Source organism: Clostridium cavendishii DSM 21758, assembly GCF_900141845.1.
In the GTDB taxonomy this organism is placed as follows: domain Bacteria; phylum Bacillota; class Clostridia; order Clostridiales; family Clostridiaceae; genus Clostridium_AG; species Clostridium_AG cavendishii.
Genome location: NZ_FQZB01000004.1, coordinates 39,152 through 58,819, shown reverse-complemented (window position 1 = coordinate 58,819; position 19,668 = coordinate 39,152). Strand labels below are relative to the sequence as shown.

Genomic DNA, 19,668 nt, shown 5'->3' with positions numbered 1-19,668 from the left:
AAGTCCTCCTTGACAACTTATAATCTATATGTTTTTTTGTAGTATAACTGTGAAGGTAGTACCTTTATTTAAAGTACTATCACAAGTTATAACACCGTTATGAATGTCTATAATTTGTTTTGATAGTGACAAGCCAAGACCTGTCCCGTCTATATCTTCATTAGCTCTAAAAAATTTACAAAATACTTTTGGAATATTTTCATGGCTTATGCCAATACCTTCATCTTTAACAGAAAACTCTATACTAGTTGAAGTTTCTTTAATAGTCACATAAATGGAAGAATTATTATTAGAAAACTTTATTGCGTTAGATAAAAGATTATTAATAACCCAGCCAATCTTATCTTCATCACCATAATAGTTACTTTCATTTACATAACTATCAAATATTATTGATATATCTTTAGTAGAAGCTAAACTAGTGAATTCTAAAACTGATGTTTCAACAAGTGATTTTATATTAAAAACATCTTTATTTAGTAAACTATCATCAGAAGCTATTTGAGATATTCTTAAAAAATTATTGATTAGTGTGAGTAATCTTTGAGAATCCTCATTTATTGTTGAAATTATCTTTGATATATTTTCATTATTTTTGATTTCATTTACCTCTTCAAGAAGGCTTGCACCCATCATAATAGAAGTAAGAGGTGTTTTAATTTCATGAGATATTGAACTAACAAAATTATTTTTCATTTTTTCAAGGTTCTTAATGTGAGTTATATTTTGGAAGCTCACAATTATACCATTTAATGTACTATTAGTATCCATTATAACAGAAAGATTTACATTATAGATAAATTCATCATCTTTAAAATTCATTATTTTACTAGAAGTATCTAAATTATTGTTTAGAAGTTCACTAATAAAATCAAAAAGTTCACCATTAGGAATAGCTTCTAGAATATGATGACCTATAACATCCTGCTGATTTATATTGAAAAAGTCCTGACAAGCATCATTCAAAAGTAAAATTCTAGAATTAATATCTAGTACAATAAGTGGATCAGCAATACTCTTTACTATAGCTAAAGATTTATTTTTTTCATTTAAAAGCTGACCAAGAGTTGAATTTTGAAATTCACATATTTTATTACTCATGTCATTAAATTCAGAGGCAAGCATTCCTATTTCATCCTTAGAAATTATATTTGCTTTATGGGAAAAGTCACCTTCTTTAGCTTTTAAAATATCCTTTTGAAGCGAATAAATAGGTTCTAAAAATTTTGATATTAATTTTAAAGTTAAAAGAAAGCTTATTAATATTAAACCAATAGATAAAAAAATCATAGATAAAGTAGAAGTATGTATTTTTTCTGTTACATTTCCTTTTTTATTAAGAATTGCTTTTTGATTTAATAGAGATACATCTCTAATAGATTTTCTTAGTTTTAAGTATTTTGGTTTTACATCAGTAGTGTAGTTTTTCAAAAGTATTTCTTTACGATCTGAACTACTATTTGTATTGGATTTTATTAAACTAGAAAATGAAGTCAAAAAATCTTCATAATTTTTTTTTATATCAGATGTTGAATTTTCTTCATATACTTCAGTTAGATTATTAAGTTGAAAATAAAGAGGTTCATTAAAATCGGTATTTTTTTCATAAAAGGCTTTTAAATATTTATCATCATTATATATTATATAAGATAGTATATCTTTATCCATAAAATCAATTGTGTCTAGCATTTTATCACAAAATGTTATACTATCATAATTCTCATTTAAAACAGCATCAGAAGCTTTACCAATTTTTAAGAGATTAAAAATTGAAAAGGTACCTATTAAAATATTTATAATAACTAAAATCATGAATAAATTGATAAATTTTCTTTTTAAACTTTGTTTCATTTAATCCTCCTATATAGAAATATAAATTTAGGTAATATTTTTAAAGTTTAATTATGTCATAATGTAAGTATATAGGCAATTAGTAAAATATACAATAAATGATACAAAGCAAATAATATAGAATAAAAGAATGGAATTGCAGTATGATGTAATTTCTAAACATAAAGGAAAGACCTAAGGAGAATCCCTAGGTCTAATAATTGATATTAATTTTAAAAATTACTTTAATGATTTTTCGTATTTAGATACCATCCTCTTAACCATTTCTCCACCAACGCTACCGCATTGTTTTGAAGATAGGTTTCCGTTATAATCTGTAAATGGTACTCCCATTTCATTAGCTACTTCTGTTTTAAATTTTGATAACCCATTTTTTGATTCTGGAACTAATTTTTGTGCCATATTAATTTCCTCCTTCAAAGGTTAAAAAATTTTATTTGCTAAGCTTTATTTGCTTTGCATTATTATTATGTATCTATATATTTTTAATACACTATGAAAACGGAGGTAAAATAGGAATAAATGTATAATTTAGGGTTAATATTCTATGGATTAAAGTTAAATTATTAAATTTGACATATCAGTTTTTATTTTGTCCCTATACTCTTAAATTATTGAAATTTATATTACGAAATAAATATTATTTTTTTATAATAAAGGCTTTCTAGAAAATCAGTAGAAAGCCTTCACAGTAATAAAATTTTATTAATAACATATGCAAGTATAGAGCATATATAATTGTTCATGTACAATTATATATTACTTTTAACTATTTTAAAGATATATCATTATAACTCTTATAACCATAAGCAGAGGTAGCTGATTTAACTCCGTTAAGGATAGCTTTTTCCATAACTCTAGCAGAGAGTAAACCAACAACGTTTATATCAGCATCTATTTTATTTGTTGACATAGTAAATATTGTATCACCATCAAACATAGTATGAGCAGGGCGCATAGTCCTACCAAAGCCATTATGAGCCATTGAAGCTATTTTATTTGCTTGAGCTTTAGTTAGATTTGCGTTTGTTAATATAGTACCTATAGTTGTATTGCCTTTAAATACGTTATTTTTTTTATCATATAGAGAAATCATAGTTTCTTCGGTATCAATAAAACCACTATTATCTTCTTTTAAAGCACCAGCTATTATCTTATTTGTATTAGGATCTATAATATCACCGAGACAATTTACTCCAACTATTGCACCTATTTTTAAGTTGCCTACCTGAATTGCATAAGATCCAAAACCGCCTTTCATTGATTTTTCAGCACCTAAAAATTTTCCAATTGTAGCACCTGTGCCACAACCTATATTTCCATTTATATTATCAGAATAAAGTTCGGAATTTTTACAAGCTAGATAACCCATCTCTTTATTAGGACGAATTTTTGGATTACCACAAGTTAAATCAAATAAAACTGCTTGACAAACTATGGGAACCTTAGTTATACCAACATCAAAGCCTATATTATGTTCTTCTAAATATTCCATAACTCCAGAAGATGCATCAAGTCCAAAAGCAGAACCACCTGATAAAACAACTCCATGAATTTTTTCAACCATTTCCATAGGATTCAGTAAATCAGTTTCCCTAGTTCCTGGAGCACCTCCTCTAACTTCAACCCCAGCACTAGCACCTTCTTCACAAATAACAACAGTACAACCAGTGCCAGCTTCAAAATCACTAGCGTGACCTAGTTTAAAACCTTCTATATCGGTTACATTTATTTCAAACATAATCTTTCTCCTTTAAAAAATTTAAAATTTTATATTAAAAATTATAGTGTAAAAAAGAAAATATTAAATAAGGTACTTTAAAACGAGTGATTGTTTTAAAATACCTTTACTAATTTCAGTCAAAAGCCTATTTCTTTTTAATTTTTAAGATTGCAATTACAACTGGAATAGTTACTAAAGCTGAAATTAATGCTTCAGGAATACCATTAGTTATTCCTATACCAGCTATGAACTTTCCTGCAATTTCAGGTGACACATTTATTGCTTTAGCAAATCTATCTGCATATATTAAATAAACAAGTCCAAGAACTAATGCAGTATTTGTTAAGGTACCTAAAATTGAAGCAGTACCTATACTTAAAACTTTTTCTTTATTTGTATGTTTAAATTTTATAACTACTACACTAAGTAGTATAAAAACTATTGCTGTTAGTATTCCATCCACTTGAATTGGTAAAAATACTTTTAAAGCTATAAAAAGCATAAAGCTTACTGTTGCAGTAGCAAATATACCAGCTAAATTAATATGTTTTTTTACAGCTTTGCTCATACCTGCATAAATATAATAACTAACTACACCTATTAACACCCTTGGTAATATAGCTATTATAGGATTCCAAAATATAAAACTTGTTGGGGTTGGTGTAGTAAAAGCCTGATATATTGAAAATAATCCAAAACATAAACCTATTATTGCACCTACAATTGGACCTTCTATTATAGCACCTATAATAACTGGAATATGCATTATAGTTGCTTTAACTGGTGGAATTGCTATAAATCCTAAACCAGTAAGCCCAAGAAATATTGATATTGCTGATAACATTCCAGCAACTACAAGTTTTCTTGTATTAAGCGATGAACTTGTTACTAAATTTTTTTCCATTTTTTTAAATCCTCCGTTCTTATTCCTATTATGGATATAATTCGGTTTTATAAAAATAAAAACCATAAAGTTCGGTTTCTAATAGAATACCGACAATATGATTTTATCACGATTTTATAAGAATTCAAGCAGTTTTATAAAGAAGTTAAAAATTGTTAGTGAAAAATTTATCAAAAATAAGTTGTTTACTAATTTAGACAATAAAAAGAAAAAATTTTCAGAAAATATATAAATCTGCTATGCTTCTGTTGACTATAAAATATAAAAAGGGAGATAATATATATATGTGCAGTAAACATTATCATGAGAGGTGAGTTTATGGAGATATTAGAAGTAGTTAATGAGATAGAGAAGCACTTACTTGAAGATAAAAAACCATCGATATATTTAAATGAAGCAAAGAATAAAGGTTTCTTTAAAATACAGGGTATAGAAGTACTTAATGAGCTAGAAAATATTCCGCAATCACCAAAACATCATCCAGAGGGAAATGTTTGGAATCATACTTTACTTGTAGTAGATGAAGCTGCAAAATATAAAGATTTAAGTAGCGATGCTAGAGTTTTTATGTGGGCAGCATTAATACATGATATAGGAAAAGAAAAAACGACTATGAATAAAGAAGGAAGAATAACAGCATATGATCATGATAGAGTTGGAGCCGAAATGGCAAGACGGATGCTTAGAAAAATTAGCGAGGATATTGTCTTTAATGAAAAAGTTGTGAATTTGGTTAGATATCATATGCAATATTTATATGTAAGTAAAAGATTACCTTTTTCAGATATAAAAGCTATGAGTGAAAATTCAAATCCTGAAGATATTGCATTGCTTTCTTTATGTGATAGATTTGGAAGGGGAAAGTTATCAAAATCACAAAAAGAAGATATGTTATCCGACATAAATAAATTCTTAAAACAAGTATCATCTACAAGTGGAGAGGAATATAAACTTATAGAAGATTTAAAATAGTGTGAATTAAAAAGCTTAAACTACCTAATAAAATAGTTTAAGCTTTTTAATTTATTATAAGGGTTAATATATAACAAAGTCATTATTCTATTTATTATTTTTTATCATGATGTTTACGAATAAAAAACACTTGTATTTAATACAAAAACATGATAAGCTTTTATTAAGCATTAAAATATACAAAAATTGGGGTGGTAAAATGCTTTTTTATAGTACAAGGGGATATAGAGAAAGAGTTTTTTCAGAAGAGGCAATAATAAGTGGGCTAGCTAAAGATGGAGGGTTATTTGTTCCGGAGAAATTTCCTAACATAGCACATAGATTAGAAGAATTAAGTTTTCTTACCTATGAAGCTTTAGCATATGAAATTATTAAATTATTTTTTAATGAATTTAGTGATGATGAAATTAAAGATTGTGTAAATAGTGCTTATACAGGACGTTTTAAAGTTCAAGTTAATAATAATTTTTTAGAACTTTATCATGGACCAACAAGTGCTTTCAAGGATGCTGCACTTCTTTTTTTGCCACAGATAATGAAAAAAGCAAAAGAAAAGACTAATTTTAAAAACGATATATGTATTTTAACTGCTACATCAGGTGATACAGGTAAGGCAGCATTGGAAGGCTTTAAAGATATAAAAGGGTTTAAAATAATAGTATTTTATCCTAAGGATGGAGTAAGTGAAATACAAGAAGCTCAAATGCGTACTCAAAAAGGTGAGAATACTTATGTTGTAGCAATTGATGGAAATTTTGATGATGCTCAAAATGGGGTAAAAGCAATATTTAGTGATGGTGGTTTTAAGCAATATTTAGATGACAGGGGAGTAAGTATAAGTTCGGCAAATTCAATTAATATAGGAAGATTAATTCCTCAGATAGTATATTATTTCTATGGTTATTTTAGATTAGTTAGTTCTGGGAGTATAGCTATGGGAGAAAGAATAAACATAGTTGTACCTACTGGGAATTTTGGTAACATATTAGCGGCTTATTATGGGAAAAGAATGGGGCTACCTATAAATAAGTTTGTATGTGCATCAAATGAAAATAATGTACTCACTGATTTTATAAATACAGGAATTTATGACAAGAGGCGCGAACTTAAACTTACAGAATCACCATCAATGGATATATTAGTTTCGTCCAATTTAGAAAGATTATTATTTGAATTAAGTAATAGGGATAGCAATCTTATAAAGGAATTAATGGATGAGCTAAATAAAAATGGTTTTTATAAAATAAATGAAGCTATGAAGAAAAATATGAAAGATTTTTATGGTGGATTTGCAACTGAAGATGAAGTTAAGAAAGCAATAAAATCAGTTTATGAAGATAAAAACTATTTAATAGATACTCATACAGCAGTTGCTTATTCTGTATATCAAAAGTATAGAAAAGCTACTGGAGATGATAGCAAATATTTGATAGCATCAACAGCATCACCTTTTAAATTTGTAAGGAGTATATTAAAAGCTGTAGATGGTAATAAATTTGAAAATGAGTATAAGGAATCAAACGATTTTAAACTTTTGGAGGTGCTTGGAGATATTACAAAAAATAAAGTGCCAAAAGGTCTTGCTTCTTTAGAAAATTTAGAAATTAGGCACAACAATTTATGCAATAAGCAAAATATGGAGGAGATAGTAACTCTATTATTAAAAGTGGGGGATTAAATATATGATTAAAGTAAAGGTTCCAGCAACTTCAGCCAATATAGGGGCAGGCTTTGATTGTTTGGGAGTTGCCCTTAAGCTATACAATATTTTTGGATTTGAAGAACTTTCGGAGGGGCTTAAATTTGAAGGTTTTGCAGAAGAATATTGTAACGAAGAAAATGTGGTTTATCAAGCTATGATTAGTTGTTTTGATAAATGTAATTATAAAGTGAAGGGCATAAAAATAACTTTAATAGAACAAAACATTCCTATGACTAGAGGCTTGGGGAGTAGCTCTAGTTGTATAGTGGCTGGTCTTATTGGGGCAAATAGACTAGCTGGAAATACTTTAACAAGGGATGAAATATTGGATTTGGCTGTAGAGATAGAAGGCCATCCAGATAATGTAGCACCGGCTATATTAGGAGGGATGGTAGTAGCTATAAAGGATGATGAGAAAACTTATTATAATAAATTCAATATAGAGGATAGATTAAAGTTTGTAGCTTTAATTCCAGATTTTATGTTAGCAACATCAGATTCAAGAAATGTCTTGCCAAAAGTAGTGGAATTTAAGGATGCTATATTTAACTTATCAAGAGCAGCATTTACTGTATCTTGTTTTGCTACGGGTAGATATGAAGCTCTTAATAAAGCTTGTATGGATAAACTACATGAACCTTATAGGAGTAGACTCATACCAAATTATTTTACTATAATAAATAAGGTGTATAATAATGGTGGACTTTGTGCGTTTTTAAGCGGGGCGGGTCCTACTATTATGAGTTTGTATTTAGAAAAGGATATTAATAATTTGAGTGAAGTTAATACTTTTATAGATAACTTAGATGAAAAGTGGGATTTAATTAAACTAGAGGCTGAAAATAATGAGATACATTTATAGGTTTAGAAGGTGAAATAATGGATAAGAACTTTTTAGTGATTGATAAAAGGGTGTTACCAGATGTTTTTGAGAAGGTAATACTTGCAAAAAAACTACTAAAGGATGGTAAGGTAAAAGAGATTACAGAAGCAACTAAGCAAGTTGGAATAAGTAGAAGTGTTTATTATAAGTATAAAGACTTTGTTTTTGAATTTTCCGAGAGTTCAAAAGGAAGAAAACTTATATTTAACATGATAATAACACATGAAAAAGGTATTCTTTCAGCTGTTCTTAATTTGATTTCAGAAACTGGTGGAAATATACTAACTATAGATCAAGGAATTCCTATAAATAATTCAGCTTATGTAACTATAACTATGGATATTTCATCATTAGAAATTGAATCACAGAAACTGTTAGAGAAGATAAAAACTGTAAAAGGTGTGGAGAAAGTAGAATTTGTGGCTATGGAATAACTTGTATATATAATGGATTAAGCAATATAGATAAACATTTTATTTATATTGCTTAATTTATTTTTATCATTAATAAAGTGCATTTAGTTCCAAAGTAATTGGATTATTAAAAAAAACATGATATAATAATTAGAATTAAGTGGTAAAAAATAGAAAAGGGGGTTAGAGATTATATGAGAGATTCTAATATTTATAAGAAAATATTAGATGGACAAGGCAAATTGCCATCCAATATGGGGATAATACCGTATGAAGATATTGACGAATTTACATATGAAGGGATAAAGGAAAGTTTAGAACATAATGGGGACTTCAATATAGTTAATATGGAAGTGAAGGAAAATTTATTAGAAGGAAACATAAGATACATAAATCAAAATTTAAGAGTTAAAATTATTATAAATAAGAGTAAATTTGATGTAGTAGACATAGAAGAAAAGAAAGATTATTATGAATTATCCGATCAAGAGGTAGAACATGCTAAAGTGGCCAATGGATATGTAGAATGTAGAGTCTACTTTGGTAGGAATTCATTAGAATCATATTTAGCGCAACTTAAGATATTAAATACTATAACAAAAAATGTGGCTATTTTAATAGATATGAGTGCTTTTAAACTTTTGTCTGGAAATTGGCTTAGCTTTGTTGCAAAATCCAAAGTTCCACCATCAGCTGAATATTTGTATAGTGTTCATCTAGTTAGCGATGATAATAAAAAAGGTATATGGATGCATACACATGGATTATATAGATGTGGTCTTTTAGAAGTGGAAATGTTAAAAATTACAGAATCAGTAGAAGGTCAATATAATTATTTAAATGCTATAGTTAATAAGCTTTTAATAGAAGGAATGCCAAGGCAGGAAGCACCTATATATGCAGGTCGGTCTCAAAATAGAGATATAGTTTATATATGGCTACCGTGGCAAAAGGCTATAAAAAGATTATCTAAAAAAGGATTGTTTGGTGCAAAAATAAAGTTTTTAGGGGATAAAGATGATAGGAAGGATGGTGCACATAATGGACCATCAGCTGTTTTATTAGCTTATGATAATAAAAAAATAAAAGATGCAGATTATTATGCTGAAATAATAGCTGATAATCCTATTATATACATAAATAGTGAAGAAACAGATAGAATGTCTGCTGTGGCAGAAGAAAGATTTCATCATTTCAAGCAAATATTTAATGATTATAAAAATGAAAATAAGTGGGAATTTGTAATTAAAGTTGGTTGCCTTATAGATTCTGCTAAGAAAAAGGAAGATAGAGAACATCTTTGGTTTAAGGTTAATGAAATAAAGGAAAGAGATTTTTTAGGTGAGCTTATAAATGAGCCATATGGAATAGACAGTATGAAGAAAAATTGTATTTATAATATGATGATATCTAATATTTCTGATTGGAGGATATATTCTCCAAAAGAAAGTTATTCACCAGATTCAATTTATAAGTATTTTGAATTAGATAAGTAGAAAAAAGGTTCCATTTAACTATTAAAGTTATAGTTAGGTGGAACTTAATATTATGCCTAATTATCAATATAATAAATTAAGACATATTACAAAAAATAATAGATAAATTTAAATATAATTGGTATTTTTGGCCTATTATTTTCTTTCATATGCCTAAAATGATAATTAGGAGTGAATTTTATGAAGCTTATGAAGGTTGGAGTTTTAATGGGAGGAGTTTCCTCTGAAAGAGAGATTTCTTTGAGGTCTGGCGAACAGGTTGTAAATAATTTAGATAGAAAGAAGTATGAAGTAATACCAATATTGCTTGATTCTAAAAAAGACGTTATAGAAAAGGTGGAAGGAGTAAATTTTGCATTTATAGCTTTACATGGAAGTTTTGGTGAGGATGGGGAAATACAAGGAATTTTAGAGAGTTTAAATATTCCTTATAATGGATCAGGTGTATTAACAAGTGCTCTTTGTATGAATAAAAAACAAAGTAAAAGGATAATGAAGTCAGTAGGAGTTAATACAGCTGAGTTTATAACAGTAAATAATATAGATGAAATAGAAGTAAAACTTAAAAATAATTTAAGCTATCCATTAGTAGTTAAACCTAATATTGGAGGCTCAAGTGTAGCTACATTTATTGTTTATAATGAAGAAGAACTTAAAGCTTCAGTTAAGGAAGCTCTAAAATATGATAAGGAAATAATAATAGAAAGATATTTAAAAGGTGAAGAATATACTGTAGCTATATTGAATGGTGAAGCTTTACCTATTATAGATATAAAATCGAAAGGAAAGTTTTTTGATTTTAAGGCAAAATATACGAAAAATGAAGCTACAGAAGAGATTGCTAATATAAGTAGGGAACTGGAAAAGGAGATCAAAGAGCTATCTATAAGATGTTATGAAATATTTGATTGCAAAGCATATGCAAGAGTTGATATCATAGTAAGTGAGGGGATTCCTTATGTACTTGAAGTGAATACATTACCAGGTATGACCAATAATTCTTTGATTTTAAAAGCTGCTAAAGCAATAAATTTAACTTATGTGGATTTACTTGATAAAATAATTGAATATTCACTTACTTAATAAAACTTATTATTACTAGATCAAACCTATGTAAAATAATATCAATAAATTTTTAAATTAGAATTAGGTAAGAATTAAAAGTTTTGTATTAAATTATTTTTAATCTTTAATAATAAATTTTTATAACCATTTATGGTAAGCTAGCATAGATAAACGATGAAAGGGGCTGATACTTTGATTTGTTCAGATTTAAATTTCAACAATGAGGAGCCTATATATATACAAATAGAAAATAATATTAAGGAAATGATAGAAAAAGGAAGGATAACTAGTGAAAGTAAATTACCATCGTCTAGAGAATTGGGAAAACTTCTAGGAGTTAGTAGGAATTCAGTAATAAGTGCTTATGAAAATTTAGAAGCTAATGGATATATATATACATTAAAAGGAAAAGGTACCTTTGTTGCAAAGAGAAAGAGTGTTAGTAATAGAGGGTTTAATGTTGATTGGAATAGTAAAAGAAATAATTATGGTAAAACCTTAGAAGAATTAGATATTATCAAAACAGAATTGGTTTGGAAAAAAGGTATGATATCTTTTAAAAGTATAGCACCAGATGAAACTCTTTTTGATACCGAAGAGGTTAAAAAAGGTTTTTTAAATAGAATGAGTATAGAAGGAAATAAGCTTTTGAATTATGGTTATGCACAAGGATATAAGCCATTAATAGAATTGCTTTTAAAGTATATGAAGGAAAAAGGCGCTAAAATAGATAACAAAGATATTCTAATTACAAATGGATTTACAGAAGGTTTAGATATAGTGTTAGCTACTTATACAAAGCCAGGGGATACAATTATATGTGAAAATCCGACTCATAATACAGCCATAAAAATAATGAAAAGTTATGGACTTAAGGTTATAGGCGTTAAGATGAACAGTAATGGAATAGATTTAGAAGATCTTGACTTGAAGCTTAAAGAGAATAAGGTTAAAATGGGATATTTAATTCCTTCTTATCATAATCCAACAGGTATTGTTATGGATGTGGAAAAAAGATATAAGGTTTATGATATTTTTAAGAAATATAATGTACCAATAATAGAGGATGGATTTAATGAAGAACTGTTATATTCAAGTTCTCATGTACTCCCTCTTGTAGCGTTAGAAGGAGATGGAAATAGTATAATTTATATAGGAAGTTTTTCAAAAATATTATTTCCAGGTATAAGATTAGGATTTATTTTAGGGGATAAGAGTTTGATATCAACACTTGAAAGTGTTAAGAGGGGGAGAACAATTCACTGTTCATTTTTAGATCAAGCCATATTTTATGAATATTTAAATAGTGGAGTTTTTTCGAAATATATAAAAAAAGCACGAAAGCACTATAAGGAGAAATATGAATTTACTTTAGCTAAAGTTAAAGAGTATATACCTTATGAAGAGGTTTTTGGCGAAGGAGGGTTACATCTTTTCATAAAATTAAAGGACATAAATGCTAGAAAGGTTTTAGATAAATCTTATGAAAAAGGAGTTGTATTTACTCCAGGAGATATATTTTATTTAGATGGAAGTGGAAGAAATACTTTTAGAATAGGATTTTCAAGGCTTTCAGATGAAGAAATAACAGAAGGAATAAAATTAATAGGTCAAAGTATAGAAGAGGTAATGGAAAAAGAGAGCTTGGATTAAAGAAAAGCTCTCTTTTTTGACATAAGTAAATTATAGAAGGTAGTCTTTTTATTATCATAATTACACAATAAATACAAATTTGAATAATATATTAATAGTAGAATATTTAGTGATTTTGGAGCATCTAGGAAGTGGTAACAGAATTAATATATTAGGATGAGGTGAGGTACATGGCAAAGTGTGTTCATTGTGGAAAAACATTAGAGAATAGGGAACTTAGAATATCTGTTTTAACTTCTCAACCAGTAAAGTGCCAAAATTGTAAAAAAATCAATGAAATAAGTTGGTTTACTGTTATATTTACAGCAAGCATTATAGTTTTATCATTAGGTTTTGGTATTAGAATATTAACAGATGTATCATTTAATAGCTTAGAGATAATTATTTATATGATTTCTGTAGTAATGTCAGTAATATTATTATGCCCTTTATGGTATAAGGTAGCAAAAATAAAAAAATGAGTTAGCATTCATAATGGGAATCCATCAGGGTAAGTTCAAATAATTAGGTAAAGGTTTAGATTTTCACTTAATCTTTATTTTTTCTTTATATTTAATGTATAAAAAATAAAATTCTTTCTCTTACAATTAATATTGGAGGGAGAGGATTTTATGTTTTCAATAAGAAATTTATCGAAAGAATTCAAACAAGGAAATCAGATACAAAAAGTTTTAAAAGGAATAGATTTAGAGGTTAATAAAGGAGATCTAATAACTATAATGGGACCATCTGGTGGTGGGAAATCTACACTTTTATATAGTTTAGCACTTTTAAGCGAACCGACTTCAGGAGAAATATTTTTTCAAAATAAAAAAGTAGATTTTCAAAATGAAAAAACTTTAGAGGGGTTAAGGAGAAATAACATAGGATTAATATTTCAAAATCCAAATTTAATAAGTTCACTTACACCAGTAGAAAATCTTGTAATAGTTATGAACTCTAAGGAAGGCCACAAAGAAAAGGTTAGAAAAGCGGAAGAACTTTTAAAAATGGTAGGATTAAGTGATAAGAAAAAGGCAAGCATAAGTTCATTATCAGGGGGAGAAGCACAGAGAGTAGCTATTGTTAGGGCCTTAGTAAATAAGCCATCAATTCTTTTATGTGATGAACCAACAGGTGCATTAGATTCTGAAAATGGAAGTAATGTTATTAATATTTTACTTAATATAAGAGAGGAAACACAGTGTGCATTAGTTATAGTAACTCATGATGAAAATATAGGAAGATTAGGTGAGAGAAGGCTTTATTTAAGGGATGGTGTTATAGATGAAATTAAGAGAGATTCTAAAGTTATATAATTTTAGAAAATTTAAAAAAGAAAAAATACTTTTAAGTTTTACAGCACTATCTATATTCATAGCAGTACTAGTATCATTAATGGTTCCTCAAATAGCAGAAAGTCACAAAAGATATATGGAAAGCAATATAAGACTTTTAAATGGTGGGGACTTAAAAATTAGAACAAGATATTTATCTAATGAGTTTAATGAAGTGATTAAGGATGCAATAGATAAAGGCTTTGAAGTGAAAAGTAAGGATGTTGAAACAGGCTTTTTCTATTTGGATTCTGGCAAAAAGGTAGTTGGTTCAATAATTGTAGATGGAAAGAGTTACAATAAAAATTCTGAAAATGATTATAATCTTAAAGAAAATGAAGCTGTATTATGTAGTAGAATAGCTAAGAATTTAAATATAAAGGTAGGGGATAAGATTAATGTAAACGCCAGTATAACTGGAAAAAGGGAGTATACGGTTAAGGCTATAGAAACATTGGCTTCAGGTGTAGATAAGGATTCTGAAATTCTTGGCTATGGGAAATTAGGTAGAAATAAAGAGAGCCTGGAGAAGGATAAAAATCTTGTAACTAAAAATGGAATGGTTATTATAAATGGAAAAGAGTATAAAGCTTTAAGTGAAAAGCTTAGAAATGTTGAGAATGGTTATGAATATACTACACTTGATGAGAGACGAAAGGAGGTTAAAGGTGAGATAAGTAGAGAAGTTGCAGTGCTTTCTATTGTTACAACATTATCATATATACTTTCAGCTTTAGGTATAATAAGTACAACTATTATGTTATTAATAAAAAGAAAAAGGGATATTGCGATACTTAAAATGCTAAATGTTTCTTCTAAGATTTTGAAAAGGTCTATGAAGGTAGAGTTAGGAATTATAGTTGGGTTACCTTTAATATTAGCATCTATTTCTTCGATTTATTTTTCAAAGGTATTTTTAAGGATAAATAATATTGAGGATTTATGTACCTTAAATGATAAATTACCTATAATTCTTAAAGGAAGTTTATTTAATGTATTTATGTTTTTAATAATACTTAATGTAGCTTTATTAACATCAAATGCTATACAGCCATTATCAATAATAAGGGAGGATCAAACTCTTGTTAAAAAATATATAAAGAGAACAGCTAAAATTACAATTCTGTTAATTCCAGTAATGCTTATAGTATATGCTATCTTTATAGGTCAAATTTCATCTGCTTTATCTAGTATTGGAATTCTGCTATTTATACTTATATTTTTTGTGGCTATTTCAATTATTCTTAAGCTACTACAATTAGTTCCTTTTAGAAACACTTTTTGGATTTATAGTATAAAAACTATAAAAAAGAATTTTTCGTCTTTTGTATTAGTAATTTTAAGTATAACCTTAACCTTATTTCTTATATTAATAGGGTTTAATATGGATAAAACTATTAGAGATGCATTTAATAAGTCTGTGGATTCAACCTTACCTTATAATTATATGATAGGACCTCAAGAAGGTGAGAATATAGATAGTATACTAAAAAATGATGCTAATATATCTGGATATTCAAAGTTATATGAATATGAGGGAAAGGTACTTAATAAGGGTGTAAAATTTAGAAGTGCTACAATAGCTCAAATAAAAGAAAATGAATATGGAACAAAGTTTAAGATTCTAGAAGGTAATGATATATATGAAGGTGAAAAGGGGGGCTGTCTAGTAAGTCAAGAATTTATAAGAGAGACAGGAGTAAAGTTTGGAGAGATATTAAATATAGAAACAGAACAAGGAAATGTAGACATTAAGATTAAAGGAATTTATGATGGTGGTAAAATAGATTCGCATAAGATAATCACAGATTTTGTTAGAGAAACTAATGATATAGGTTATATAGTAAAAGCAAATAATGATCAATGGACAAATAAAATTAAAAAATCATGTGTAATGCATATAGGGATAGTTGGAGAAAGCTTTGCAGAAGTTGCTAAGGAGTTTTTAAAATTATTTAAAGGGTTATGCTTTATAGCTATATTTTCTAGCTTACTTTTCAATATAAATATGGGTTTTATGAGTTATATGGGAGAAGAAAGAGATGAAACTATAATTAGAGCTTTAGGAATCGGAAGAAGGTTTAATATAAAACATGAAATAATTAAATTTTTTATTGTAATGTTAGCAAGTGTTATAATGGCCACTACTTTATATAATTTAATTATAAATTCTATACTTAAAGGTTTTATGGGCGTTACTTCAAACATTTCTATTCAAATGTTTGGATTAATAATAATAATTTCATTTGTTTTAGGTATAATTAGTTTTTTATTTCCTATAAATAAGCTTAATAATAATAAAAGTTATACTATATTAAGGGAGGAATAGCTATAATAAATACTCATTAATATTAATTTATATTAATGTTTTTATAGAATAGATTTAAATTAAAAAACTAAAATTTGAATACTAATTAAATTAAAGATTTAGAATTCAACTTAATAAAATAAATATTATATGTGTTATAATGGAAATATGATAAATAAAAGAGAATTAATGGTTTAAGCTAATATAGCCACTTTCAATAGGTAAGAAAGTGGCTATGTTATAGATAGAGGAGTTTAGTAAATGGAGAAAATATTAGTAGTAGATGATGATAAGGATATAGCTTTTATGCTTAAGAATTACTTAACAAAGGAAGGATACGAGATAGAAATAGCACATGATGGAATAGAAGGGTTAAAAAGCGTAACGGGGTTTATGCCTAAGATAATTTTATTAGATGTAATGATGCCAAATATGGATGGATATACTATGCTTTCAAAACTTAGAGATTTTTCTAATATTCCTGTAATATTATTAACTGCTAAAGGTGAACAAATGGATAAAGTATTAGGCTTTATGAAGGGTTGTGATGACTATGTAGTAAAGCCTTTTGATCTGACTGAGCTTACATTTAGAATAAGAGCTGTTTTAAAGAGAATAAATAGTATAGCAAATAATAAGATTGAAAATGAGGACAAGATTATAATTAAAGATTTAGAGATAATTAGGGATGAATTTAGAGTTTTAAAGTTAGGTGAAGATTTAAAGCTTACTAAAAAGGAATTTGAGATTCTATGCCTTCTAGCATCAAATAAGGGCCGTGTGTATTCAACAAAGCTTATATATGAAAATTTATGGGGAGAAACTTTTATAGAAAATGATAATTCTATATTAACTCATATAAGAAATTTGAGAGAAAAACTAGGTGATAATGCAAAAGAAGGGAAATATATAAAAACTGTATGGGGAGTAGGCTATAAAGTTGAAAAAGATATTTAAGAAAAAGATATTTAAATTAAAAGGTGAAATTGTAATTTTTGTGATAATATCTATTGCGCTTTCATTTTTTATTGGTATTTTCATGGCAGAAACTATTAAAACAAATAGATCAGAAGGAGAAATTCAAAGAGATAGAGAAGAAAATGCTAAAGAAGTAGTAAAAAAGCTGAAAAAGAATCTTGAAAAGCAAACACTTGATGAGCATAGACTTAACGAAATGCTTAATATGAATGGTGGGAATGGTGATTTATACGTTTTAGATTATAAGGGAAATGTTTTATATGGTACCCATAGAAACATTAGCAGTATAGATATATCAAATTTGAAAGAAATAAATATATATGAAGTTGGTGAGAATTATGATAGAAAGAGATTTAGGGGACAAGGTATTATAAAAATAGATGATGAAAAATATTTGTTTTATGATTTGATGCAGTATGCTGGAGGTGGCGGAGATTTACCAGCTGTATTATTAATATTAATTATAGCAATAGCTATATTTTGCATATTGATTTGGGGAAGAGTTTCCTATATTTCTAAAATGAACAAGTCTATAAAAGTAATAGCTGGAGGAAATTTTTCTGAAAGAGTTCCTTTAAAATATAGAAATGAACTTAGAGAATTAGCAGAAGCTATAAATTTTATGGCAGTTCAGTTAGAGGAAGAGGATTCTAAAAAGAAAGAATTTATAACTAATATTTCTCATGATTTAAGAACCCCTTTAACTACTATTTTAGGCTATTTGAAAACTATAGAAGAGAAAAAATATAATTCAATAGAGGAGCTTAATAGTTATTTAAGTATAATAAATAGGAAGAGTGTATATCTAAAGGGGTTATTAGACGATTTTTTTGACTATTCAAAATTATCGTCTAATGATGTAGGTTTAAATTTTACCAATATATATGCACAAGAAATACTAAGACAAATTTTCTTTGAAGAAAAAGATAGATTTTCAGAAAAAGAGTTAGAGTTGAAGTTGTCTTTATCAGAAGAAGCTTATTATATAAATGGTGATGGGGAGCTTTTAGAGAGGGCTATAAATAACTTAATATCAAATGCTTATAAGTATTCAAAAAGAGGAACTGTAGTTCAAATAAATTTAAAAGCAAAAAATATAAATAAATTAAATTATGTAATTATAGAAGTTATTAATATTCCTAAGCAGAAAATGAGTAAGGATGAAGCTACTAAAATTTTTGAAAGATTATATAAAATAGATAAATCTAGAGGTGTAGAGGGTAGTGGATTAGGCCTTTCTATAACTAAGGAAATAATGAATTTACATAAAGGGTATATAAAAACTGAATTAAAGGAAGAAGCTTTGGGTGTAAGTTTATTTATACCAAAGTTTGAATTGTAGAGGAATAATAAACTAAATACTAATTGAATAAAGTAACAATTAGTATATTAGATGAGTTATATAAATTAAGCTATATTTTTAATATGGCTTAATTTTTTTATCTAGAATAATTAAATCTAAGAATTTAAACCTTTCTTAAACGACATTTAAGAAGATAAAGTGTATAGTTCACAAGGTAAATGGTATATCTTGCGAAATAATATGGTATATAATAACTTATTATGATATAATAAATACATTAAAAGAAATAAAACAATTAGTTTTTGGAGGGGAAAAAAATGATTGATTTAGTTAATAGAAGGATTAAAGTAGATGAAATAATATTTTTAAGTTTTAAAGAATTTTTTAGAAATATAAAGGATATATTTTTAATAACTTTGGTTTTTGGGATACCAACTGCTATAGCTAATTTTATGGAAGAAAAGGATGTTATACATGATAGTATTTTTAAAAGTTACAATGGAGGTTTTGTGAGTTTTTTAACAATGTTATTTGTTTCAATAGGCTCAATGGCTATAATAAAATTAGTTAGCGAAAGTATAAAAGGAAACAAAATAGGGTGGGAGAAGGCTATAAGAGATACATTACCTAAAAGTGTTTCTACAATAATAGCTAGTATATTAGGTATTATAATAATAGCAGTTTTTACATTTTTACTTATAATACCTGGTATAATAGCATGTATAGCTTTAAGTTTATCTTTACAATTTATAGTTTTAGAAAATAGTGAGGCATTAAAATCATTGCAGAAAAGTAAAAACTTACTAGATGGAGAAAAATGGGATGTGTTTGTAAAACTCTTTTTACTAGGGATTATTATTTGCCTTATAGAGATATTAATAACTATGGGGATGAATGTTCTAGTTGTAAGTTTTTCACCTATAATAATAATAGGTTCATTAATTTCTTCTTTATTAGGACAAGTAATAGTAATAGCCACAACTATAATATATATTAATTTAAAGAATCTAAAAGAAACTTATGATTTTATTGCGTAGGTATTATTGGTTTAGAGTTAATAAATAGATGATTCTTATATTAAAGTATGCTATAATTATTTAC

16 protein-coding genes and 2 pseudogenes are annotated in these 19,668 nt (G+C 27.2%); 13 read left to right on the top strand and 5 right to left on the bottom strand.

All coding sequences use genetic code 11. The features are described 5' to 3' along the window. Window positions 1-24 precede the first annotated feature (24 nt). From BUB01_RS02340 to BUB01_RS23940, 5 genes and pseudogenes are all read right to left on the bottom strand, one after another. On the bottom strand, window positions 25-1,851 hold the full coding sequence (locus tag BUB01_RS02340) for a HAMP domain-containing sensor histidine kinase (protein ID WP_072984911.1): 1,827 nt from the start codon (window positions 1,849-1,851) through the stop codon (window positions 25-27). A 219-nt stretch (window positions 1,852-2,070) separates the two neighbouring features. Further along, window positions 2,071-2,253 (bottom strand): alpha/beta-type small acid-soluble spore protein, encoded by a 183-nt coding sequence (locus tag BUB01_RS02335; protein WP_072984909.1) that lies wholly within the window; start codon window positions 2,251-2,253, stop codon window positions 2,071-2,073. Window positions 2,254-2,620: 367 nt separating this feature from the next. Beyond that, entirely contained in the window at window positions 2,621-3,592 is a 972-nt protein-coding gene (locus BUB01_RS02330; RefSeq protein WP_072984907.1) for a P1 family peptidase, read from the bottom strand. 127 nt (window positions 3,593-3,719) lie between these two features. Next, window positions 3,720-4,019: pseudogene (locus BUB01_RS23945) on the bottom strand (ECF transporter S component); the annotation flags it as partial. Window positions 4,020-4,121: 102 nt separating this feature from the next. Beyond that, a pseudogene (locus BUB01_RS23940) lies at window positions 4,122-4,478 on the bottom strand (ECF transporter S component); the annotation flags it as partial. Window positions 4,479-4,796: 318 nt separating this feature from the next. Between BUB01_RS23940 and BUB01_RS02320 the strand changes: the two are divergent. The 13 genes from BUB01_RS02320 to BUB01_RS02260 all read left to right on the top strand — a co-directional run bounded on the left by BUB01_RS02320 (window position 4,797) and on the right by BUB01_RS02260 (window position 19,604). Further along, window positions 4,797-5,450, top strand: coding sequence for an HDIG domain-containing metalloprotein (locus tag BUB01_RS02320; protein ID WP_072984903.1), 654 nt, complete (start codon window positions 4,797-4,799; stop codon window positions 5,448-5,450). Window positions 5,451-5,649: 199 nt separating this feature from the next. Continuing rightward, a complete protein-coding gene (gene thrC, locus BUB01_RS02315) occupies window positions 5,650-7,128 on the top strand; it encodes a threonine synthase (protein WP_072984901.1) in 1,479 nt (492 codons plus the stop codon). A 4-nt stretch (window positions 7,129-7,132) separates the two neighbouring features. Continuing rightward, a complete protein-coding gene (thrB, locus tag BUB01_RS02310; protein WP_072984899.1) occupies window positions 7,133-8,014 on the top strand; it encodes a homoserine kinase in 882 nt (293 codons plus the stop codon). Window positions 8,015-8,031: 17 nt separating this feature from the next. After that, window positions 8,032-8,469 (top strand): ACT domain-containing protein, encoded by a 438-nt coding sequence (locus BUB01_RS02305; RefSeq protein ID WP_072984897.1) that lies wholly within the window; start codon window positions 8,032-8,034, stop codon window positions 8,467-8,469. Window positions 8,470-8,642: 173 nt separating this feature from the next. Continuing rightward, entirely contained in the window at window positions 8,643-9,944 is a 1,302-nt protein-coding gene (locus BUB01_RS02300; RefSeq protein ID WP_072984895.1) for a DUF4026 domain-containing protein, read from the top strand. Between the two features lie 189 nt (window positions 9,945-10,133). Continuing rightward, window positions 10,134-11,027 carry a D-alanine--D-alanine ligase gene (locus BUB01_RS02295; protein WP_072985352.1) on the top strand — a complete coding sequence of 298 codons (894 nt, stop codon included), beginning with the start codon at window positions 10,134-10,136 and terminating at the stop codon, window positions 11,025-11,027. A 174-nt stretch (window positions 11,028-11,201) separates the two neighbouring features. Further along, entirely contained in the window at window positions 11,202-12,662 is a 1,461-nt protein-coding gene (pdxR, locus tag BUB01_RS02290; RefSeq protein WP_072984893.1) for a MocR-like pyridoxine biosynthesis transcription factor PdxR, read from the top strand. 170 nt (window positions 12,663-12,832) lie between these two features. Then, complete coding sequence (locus BUB01_RS02285) at window positions 12,833-13,123, top strand: hypothetical protein (protein ID WP_072984891.1); 291 nt, start codon at window positions 12,833-12,835, stop codon at window positions 13,121-13,123. A 150-nt stretch (window positions 13,124-13,273) separates the two neighbouring features. Continuing rightward, window positions 13,274-13,960: an ABC transporter ATP-binding protein gene (locus tag BUB01_RS02280; RefSeq protein WP_072984889.1), complete on the top strand. Its 687-nt coding sequence runs from the start codon at window positions 13,274-13,276 to the stop codon at window positions 13,958-13,960. Further along, window positions 13,929-16,307, top strand: coding sequence for a hypothetical protein (locus BUB01_RS02275; protein WP_072984887.1), 2,379 nt, complete (start codon window positions 13,929-13,931; stop codon window positions 16,305-16,307). The genes BUB01_RS02280 and BUB01_RS02275 overlap by 32 nt, the downstream gene beginning before the upstream one ends. Before the next feature lie 240 nt (window positions 16,308-16,547). After that, on the top strand, window positions 16,548-17,243 hold the full coding sequence (locus BUB01_RS02270; RefSeq protein WP_072984885.1) for a response regulator transcription factor: 696 nt from the start codon (window positions 16,548-16,550) through the stop codon (window positions 17,241-17,243). Then, the gene (locus tag BUB01_RS02265) at window positions 17,227-18,606 is read left to right on the top strand and encodes a HAMP domain-containing sensor histidine kinase (RefSeq protein WP_084108191.1); all 1,380 of its coding nucleotides are present in this window, start codon (window positions 17,227-17,229) and stop codon (window positions 18,604-18,606) included. The genes BUB01_RS02270 and BUB01_RS02265 overlap by 17 nt, the downstream gene beginning before the upstream one ends. Window positions 18,607-18,884: 278 nt before the next feature. Continuing rightward, entirely contained in the window at window positions 18,885-19,604 is a 720-nt protein-coding gene (locus tag BUB01_RS02260; protein ID WP_072984883.1) for a hypothetical protein, read from the top strand. Window positions 19,605-19,668 lie beyond the last annotated feature (64 nt).